Annotated in this window: 7 protein-coding genes and 1 pseudogene; all 8 read left to right on the forward strand. The window is 41.4% G+C overall.

Features of this window, described 5'->3' with window-relative positions; translation table 11 throughout:
- Positions 1–180: hypothetical protein (locus tag AFK68_RS39410; RefSeq protein ID WP_210407541.1), on the forward strand; the 180-nt coding region annotated here is incomplete at its 5' end.
- Positions 152–1,348, forward strand: coding sequence for a cysteine desulfurase NifS (nifS, locus tag AFK68_RS21170; RefSeq protein WP_094674844.1), 1,197 nt, complete (start codon positions 152–154; stop codon positions 1,346–1,348). The genes AFK68_RS39410 and nifS, both read left to right, overlap by 29 nt.
- Positions 1,349–1,779: 431 nt before the next feature.
- Positions 1,780–2,655, forward strand: a complete 876-nt coding sequence (gene nifU / locus AFK68_RS21175) for a Fe-S cluster assembly protein NifU (RefSeq protein WP_094674846.1) — start codon at positions 1,780–1,782, stop codon at positions 2,653–2,655.
- A gap of 308 nt (positions 2,656–2,963) precedes the next feature.
- Positions 2,964–3,848, forward strand: a complete 885-nt coding sequence (gene nifH, locus AFK68_RS21180) for a nitrogenase iron protein (RefSeq protein WP_094674848.1) — start codon at positions 2,964–2,966, stop codon at positions 3,846–3,848.
- Positions 3,849–4,011: 163 nt separating this feature from the next.
- On the forward strand, positions 4,012–4,699 hold a 688-nt coding region (locus AFK68_RS21185; RefSeq protein ID WP_305778149.1), incomplete at its 3' end, for a nitrogenase component 1.
- A 1-nt stretch (position 4,700) separates the two neighbouring features.
- Positions 4,701–5,672: pseudogene (locus AFK68_RS21190) on the forward strand (nitrogenase component 1); the annotation flags it as partial.
- 439 nt (positions 5,673–6,111) lie between these two features.
- Positions 6,112–7,131, forward strand: a 1,020-nt coding sequence (gene nifK, locus AFK68_RS21195; RefSeq protein WP_094674852.1) for a nitrogenase molybdenum-iron protein subunit beta, incomplete at its 3' end; no start/stop codon positions are given.
- A gap of 44 nt (positions 7,132–7,175) precedes the next feature.
- Positions 7,176–7,856, forward strand: a complete 681-nt coding sequence (locus AFK68_RS21200; RefSeq protein WP_246844322.1) for a nitrogenase component 1 — start codon at positions 7,176–7,178, stop codon at positions 7,854–7,856.
- The last annotated feature ends 560 nt before the right edge of the window (positions 7,857–8,416 follow it).

Genomic DNA, 8,416 nt, shown 5'->3' on the forward strand with positions numbered 1-8,416 from the left:
CTCCCCTACTCCCCCACTCCCCTACTCCCTATAGATAGTACAGTTAGCTGGAAGTTAAAAACCAACAGTCAAAAGTCACAAGCTTTCAACATCAGGCTTCTGACTGTTCCTCTTCTTCTCTACAACCATCACCTCAATTTTTTAGTCAGCTATGCAACAAACTATTTATCTAGACAATAATGCTACCACTAAAGTAGATGAGGCAGTGCTAGAGGATATGCTGCCTTACCTGAGTGAGTTTTATGGTAATCCCTCTAGTATGCACACTTTCGGCGGACAAGTTGGTAAAGCTGTAAGGAAGGCGCGATCGCAAGTAGCAGCTTTACTCAACGCCGAAGATACAGAAATTGTTTTTACCAGTTGTGGTACTGAGGGTGATAATGCTGCTATTCGAGCTGCTCTGACTGCTCAACCGAATAAACGGCATATTATTACTACTCAGGTAGAACACCCGGCAGTTTTGAATCTGTGTAAACATTTGGAGAAACAGGGGTATACAGTTACTTATCTGTCAGTAGATGGTCAGGGAATGATAGATTTAACTGAACTGGAAGCTGCTATTACAGGTAATACTGCCCTAGTTTCAGTTATGTACGCCAATAATGAAACAGGCGTAATTTTCCCCATAGAGCAAATTGGGCAAATAGCTAAGGAATATGGTGCGCTGTTCCATGTTGATGCGGTGCAAGCGGTAGGAAAAGTGCCTTTAGATATGAAGAATAGCACTATAGATATGCTAGCTCTATCTGGTCATAAGTTGCACGCTCCTAAAGGTATTGCTGCTTTGTATGTGCGCCGTGGTACTCGGTTCCGTCCATTATTAATTGGCGGACATCAGGAACGGGGTCGCCGTGCTGGGACAGAAAATGTCCCTGGTCTGATTGCTCTGGGTAAAGCTTGTGAATTGGCACAAGAGCATTTGGCGCATATTGACAAGGAACGGGAACTGCGCGATTATTTAGAAAATGGGATTCTAGCTGCTATTCCTGATTGTGTTGTTAATGGTCATCCTATTCAGAGGTTGCCTAATACTACTAATATTGGCTTCAAGTATATTGAGGGAGAAGCGATATTGTTGCATTTGAACCATTATGGTATCTGTGCTTCTTCTGGTTCTGCTTGTACTTCTGGATCTCTGGAACCTTCCCACGTTTTGCGGGCAATGGGACTGCCGTATACAGTTTTACATGGCTCGATTCGTTTTTCTCTATCACGTTACACAACTCGCCAAGAAGTAGAGGAAGTTTTGGCAGTGATGCCGACCATAGCAGAACGTTTGCGTGCCTTATCTCCTTTCAAAAACGATCAAGCTGAGTGGCTGCAAGAACGTCAGCAGGCGACTGCGTAATCCTAAAATTTATAATACTTTAAGGATTGCTACATCTTTGTTTACGCTAAATTTTGTAGCGAAAGTAACAGAAAAGCGAAGTTGATTAAGCAACAATAATTGTAGAGATTAAAGAGGGGTATACATCACGCTATAAACTCACAAAATTGTAGCAAAGTCAACAAAAAAAATGTTTCCTAACCTGGAAGATAAAAATATAACTTCTAGGAGTGGTAAATAATTTTTACGCCAATTACTTGAAGTTATGAAATTTGAAAAAAAAGGTAAAAAGGGGTTGCTTGATTTGAAAAAATGTGCAATACTAATAATATCAAGTTTAACCCACCTCTTCAAATTAAGAAGTTATTGCTCTACTAACTGGGTATTAACCTTCAAGAAAAAAACAGGATTTTTCATCAGTAAAAACTAGGGTGTTCTAAACAATAAGGACTATGTGGGAATATACTGAAAAGGTAATGGACTTGTTCTACAACCCCCAAAATCAAGGAACTATTACAGACGAAAAAGAGGGGGAAAAAGTAGTTAGCGGTGAGGTAGGAAGTATAGCGTGTGGAGATGCTTTAAGTCTACACCTCAAAATAAATGAAGCCTCCGGTAAAATATTAGATGCAAAGTTTCAAACCTTTGGCTGTGCTAGTGCAATAGCTTCATCTTCTGCCCTAACGGCAATGCTCAAAGGCAAAACTGTAGACGAAGCCATGAATATTAAAAACCAGGATATCGCCGGATACCTGGGAGGGCTGCCAGAAGAAAAAATGCACTGTTCAGTCATGGGAGAGGAAGCATTAGAAGCAGCAATCTTTAAGTATAAAGGTATTGAAGTAGAAGTTCACGAAGAAGACCACGAAGGCGCATTAGTTTGTAGTTGTTTTGCAATTACGGAAAACAAGATTAAGCGAGTTATCCGGGAAAACAATCTCAAAACAGCGGAAGAAGTAACAAACTATGTGAAGGCTGGTGGTGGTTGTGGTTCTTGTCTGGCAGATATTGACGATCTAATCGCATCGGTTTACGAAGAGCCAGAAGCTACTACACAACACATCCCTACAACTACTAAACCAGCAACAAAACTCACAAACCTACAAAAAATTACATTAATTCAACAAGTATTAGAACAAGAAGTGAGACCAGTTCTCGCGGAAGATGGAGGAGATGTTGAGTTATTCGATATAGATGGCGATCGCGTGCTAGTAACACTTAAAGGTGCCTGTGGTACTTGTAGTAGTGCAATGGCGACCCTCAAAGGAGCGATCGAAGCTACATTGAAAGAACGAGTAAGCGAAAGCATTGTAGTAGAATCGGTATAAAACCTAAATTTATGCTAACTACAGCAACAAACGACAAATAACAACAGGTGCATTGATGACAATTATATATACGCAGGTAATACCTGCTCAAGCTTTAGGGCGAGCGCCTCCGGGCACTCAATGTTGCTGCTAAATACACACTGTTCTTACATGAACAAAATTTATTGAATGTGGTGCTGTAAAGCCAAAAGCCCTAGACAAAAGCAGCTATTAAAAACAAACTCTAAGGAAACCCTTACAGCAACAAAAAAAACTACATTCATTTATTTTTCAAGTCAAATACACTAACAAAACGGAGAAAATCTATCATGCGTCAGATTGCATTTTACGGAAAAGGCGGTATCGGTAAGTCCACTACTTCTCAGAACACTCTAGCTGCAATGGCTAACCGTCACGGTCAGAGAATCATGATCGTAGGTTGTGACCCTAAAGCTGACTCTACTCGTTTAATCTTAAACGCTAAAGCTCAAACTACTGTACTTCACGTTGCTGCAGAGCGCGGTGCAGTTGAAGACGTAGAACTAGACGAAGTATTGAAAGATGGTTTCGCAGGCATCCGTTGCGTTGAGTCTGGTGGTCCTGAGCCTGGTGTAGGTTGTGCAGGTCGTGGTATTATCACTGCTATCAACTTCCTAGAAGAAGAAGGTGCTTATACCGATCTAGATTTCGTAAGCTATGACGTACTAGGTGACGTTGTTTGCGGTGGATTTGCAATGCCTATCCGTGAAAACAAAGCTCAAGAAATCTACATCGTATGTTCCGGTGAAATGATGGCAATGTACGCTGCTAACAACATCGCTCGTGGTGTTCTTAAGTATGCTCATGCTGGTGGTGTACGTTTAGGTGGTTTAATCTGCAACAGCCGTAAAGTTGACCGTGAAGTTGAGTTAATTGAGAACTTAGCAGCTCGTCTAAACACTCAAATGATTCACTTTGTACCTCGCGACAACGTTGTTCAACGCGCTGAAATCCGTCGTATGACTGTTGAGCAATACTCTCCAGAAGATAATCAAGCTCAAGAGTACAATACATTAGCTGAGAAGATCATCAACAACGACAAACTAACTATTCCTACTCCTCTAGAAATGGATGAATTAGAAGAGTTGTTAATTGAGTTTGGTCTATTAGGAGACGAAGAAGATCGTCAGAAGCAAATTGCAGAGCAAGATGCTGCTATAAAAGCTGCTAAGTAAGCTTAAATCTCACATCAAATAGTGGGGTGTGCTAGGCGCACCCTACATCAAAACACAAGTCAAGTATTGCGTAAGTTTTGTAGCAATTAATCCCCGTTATTACTGGCAGGTCTAACGGGGTCTAATTTCAGAATCTTCAAATATCCGAAAGGAGATATGTAACATGACAACTGAAAAAATAGAACAGAACAAAAAGTTAATTGAAGAGGTCTTAGAAGCTTATCCTGAGAAAGCTGCTAAGAGACGGAAAAAGCACCTCAACGTTTTAGAAGAAGGATCTGACTGTGGCGTTAAGTCCAATGTTAAATCAGTTCCTGGTGTAATGACAACTCGTGGTTGTGCTTTTGCTGGAGCAAAAGGGGTTGTTTGGGGTCCTGTTAAGGACATGGTTCACATCAGTCACGGTCCAGTTGGTTGCGGTTACTACTCTTGGGCAGGTCGTCGTAACTACTATAACGGTGTAACTGGTGTTGATACTTTCGGTACAATGCAATTTACTTCCGATTTCCAAGAAAGAGACATCGTTTTTGGTGGAGATAAGAAACTCGCCAAAATCATGAACGAAATCGAAGATTTATTCCCACTCAATGCTGGTATCACAATTGAATCTGAGTGCCCAGTAGGTCTAATTGGTGATGACATTGAAGCAGTAGCAAGAAAAGCTGCTAAAGAACTGAATAAGCCAGTTGTTCCAGTACGTTGTGAAGGCTTCCGTGGAGTTTCTCAGTCATTAGGTCACCACATCGCTAACGACACAGTGCGTGACTGGGTATATGAGCCTTCCGCAGAAATAACCAACGAAGAGATCGGCTTTGAAACAACTCCTTATGACGTATCCTTAATCGCTGACTNGCAGTAGCAAGAAAAGCTGCTAAAGAACTGAATAAGCCAGTTGTTCCAGTACGTTGTGAAGGCTTCCGTGGAGTTTCTCAGTCATTAGGTCACCACATCGCTAACGACACAGTGCGTGACTGGGTATATGAGCCTTCCGCAGAAATAACCAACGAAGAGATCGGCTTTGAAACAACTCCTTATGACGTATCCTTAATCGCTGACTACAACATCGGTGGTGACGGTTGGAGTTCTCGTCTATTATTAGATGAAATCGGTTTAAGAGTAGTTAGCCAAGCAACAGGTGACGGTACTTACAACGAAGTATTCATGGCTCCTAGGGTGAATTTAAACCTCATCCACTGCTACCGTTCCATGAACTACATCTGCCGTTACATGGAAGAAGAGTATGGTATACCTTGGACTGAGTTCAACTTCTTTGGTCCTACTCAAATCGCTAAGTCTCTACGGAAGATTGCTTCTTACTTCGACGATACAATCAAAGAAAACACAGAAAAAGTAATTGCTCGGTATCAGGAACAAGCTGATGCAATAGTAGCTAAGTATCGTCCTCGTTTAGAAGGCAAGAAAGTAATGATGATGGTTGGTGGTCTACGTCCACGTCACGTTATTCCTGCTTTCGACGATTTAGGAATGGAAGTTATCGGTACTGGTTATGAATTCGGTCACGGTGATGACTACAAGCGTACTGCTGAGTATGCTCAAGAAGGTACTCTAATCTACGATGACGTTAGTGGCTACGAATTTGAAGAATTTGCTAAGAAATTAAAGCCAGACTTAATTGCTTCTGGTATTAAAGAGAAGTATGTATTCCAGAAGATGGGTATGCCTTTCCGTCAAATGCACTCCTGGGATTATTCTGGTCCTTATCACGGTTATGACGGATTTGCTATCTTCGCTCGTGACATGGATCTAGCTCTCAACAGCCCAACTTGGAACTTAATTAAAGCTCCTTGGAAGAAAGCAAGCTAGTAGAAGTTAGTAGGGGTGATTCGCGTTTGCGACAGCATTCCGTAGGAAATCACCCGTACAGAAGTCAGAAGTTTGAGTTTTGGCTTTGGCTTTTAGGAAATGGGGCAATGCCATCAGTACGGCAACCCCAATATTCTGAATNATGGATCTAGCTCTCAACAGCCCAACTTGGAACTTAATTAAAGCTCCTTGGAAGAAAGCAAGCTAGTAGAAGTTAGTAGGGGTGATTCGCGTTTGCGACAGCATTCCGTAGGAAATCACCCGTACAGAAGTCAGAAGTTTGAGTTTTGGCTTTGGCTTTTAGGAAATGGGGCAATGCCATCAGTACGGCAACCCCAATATTCTGAATTCTAAATTCTAAAGCAACCCCAATATTCTGAATTCTAAATTCTGAATTCTAAATTCTAAATTTTGAACAATACCATAGAGGATAAACACCATGAGTCAGAATGTAGACAAAATCAAAGATCACTTTCAACTCTTCCAAGAACCAGAATACCAAGAAATGTTCGAGCGGAAGAGAGAATTTGAAGGCGGTCCTTCCAAAGAAGAAATAGAAAGAGTGAAGGAGTGGACAAAAACTTGGGAATATCGCGAAAAGAACTTTGCTCGTGAAGCTCTAACAATCAACCCTGCTAAAGCTTGTCAGCCTTTAGGTGCTATCTTTGCAGCTGCAGGTTTTGAAGGAACTCTACCTTTTGTACATGGTTCTCAAGGTTGTGTTGCTTACTTCCGTTCTCACTTAACTCGTAACTACAAAGAGCCATTCCAAGCTGTTTCCTCTTCCATGACTGAAGATGCTGCGGTATTCGGTGGTCTCAAGAACATGACTGATGGTTTGGCAAACTCTTATAGTTTGTACAAGCCTAAAATGATTGCTCTCTGCACAACTTGCATGGCAGAGGTAATTGGAGATGACTTAGGTTCATTCATCACTACCTCCAAAAATCAAGGTGCAGTACCTGAAGATTTCCCAGTTCCTTTTGCTCATACTCCTAGCTTTGTTGGTTCTCACATCACAGGCTATGACAATATGCTCAAGGGTATTTTGGTAGCTCTAACTCCAGGTAAGAAGAAGGGAGTTACTAACGGTAAAATCAACTTTATCCCTGGTTTTGACCCTTACATTGGCAACATCCGTGATTTGAAGGACATTCTATCTGTAATGGATGTTCCTAGCACTATTTTAGCTGACAACGCTGAGAGCTTTGATTCTCCTAACTTAGGCGAATTCAAGATGTACAATGGTGGTACAACTCTAGAAGAAGGTGCTGATTCCATCAATGCTAAGGCTACTATCTCCTTCCAGAAGTATTCCACTCCTAAGACTCTAGAGTACCTAGAGCAAGAAGGTGGTCAAACAACATTGACTTATCGTCCTATCGGTATCCGTGGTACTGATGAGTTCTTAATGGGATTGTCTGAATTAACTGGTAAGGCTATTCCTGAAGAGCTAGAANAACTCTAGAAGAAGGTGCTGATTCCATCAATGCTAAGGCTACTATCTCCTTCCAGAAGTATTCCACTCCTAAGACTCTAGAGTACCTAGAGCAAGAAGGTGGTCAAACAACATTGACTTATCGTCCTATCGGTATCCGTGGTACTGATGAGTTCTTAATGGGATTGTCTGAATTAACTGGTAAGGCTATTCCTGAAGAGCTAGAAATTGAGCGTGGTCGTGCAGTTGACGCTATCACTGACTCTCAAGCTTGGTTACACGGTAAGCGCATTGCTATCTACGGCGATCCTGACCATGTATTAGGTTTGTTGAACTTCACTCTAGAATTAGGTATGCAGCCTGTTCACGTTGTTGTAACTAATGGAAATGTTCAAGGCTTTGAAGAAGAAGCTAAGGCATTATTAGCTGCTGATCCTAACGGCCAAGAAGCTACTGTTTGGATCGGTAAGGACTTATGGCACTTACGTTCATTGTTGGATACTGAGCCAGTTGACCTGTTAATTGGTAACTCCTATGGTAAGTTCCTACAACGTGATACTGGAACTCCATTAGTACGCATCGGCTATCCTATCTTCGACCGTCACCACCAGCACCGTTATTCTATCTTAGGATACAAGGGAGCATTCAATCTACTCAACTGGATCGTTAATACTATCCTAGATGAGTTAGATCGTGGTAGCATGGAGCTAGGTGTTAACGATACATCTTTTGACTTGATTCGTTAATTCATAAACCATCTAATTTTTGTAGGGGCAAACGGCTGTTTGCCCCTATAATTTGTTTTACAGAACTAAAGTAGGTTGGGTTAAGCGCCAGCGCAACCCAACAATAAACTCGATACTTACGAACATTATCTTGATCAGGACTTACACAGGAGAACCCAGAAACCCGGTTTCTGGTAGACGTCTATTACTCAAAACAACGATTTATCCTAGAAACCGGGTTTCTTTGCGTAAGTCCTATTTATGTTGGGTTTCGTTCCTTGCTACGCAACGCTAGCGCGTTTCATGTCGCGTTAGCGAAACAACCCAACCTACAAAATTGTAACTTCTATACAAAACTCATAATAAAAATATGTTGGGTTTCGTTCCTCAACCCAACCTACAAAATGATAACTTCTATACAAAAATCATAACAAAAATTTGTCATCCTAAATAATAACAAAAATTTGTCATTCTAAGATTAGATTCTCTATGACTAAATTTGTGAGTCAGGAGTTGAAAGTGAGATAGAGGCAATAGGAGAAAAGGTTAAAAAATATTCCCCTACTCCCCCACTCCCCTAC

It is taken from the genome of Hydrocoleum sp. CS-953, assembly GCF_002260545.1.
Lineage (GTDB): Bacteria > Cyanobacteriota > Cyanobacteriia > Cyanobacteriales > Microcoleaceae > Trichodesmium.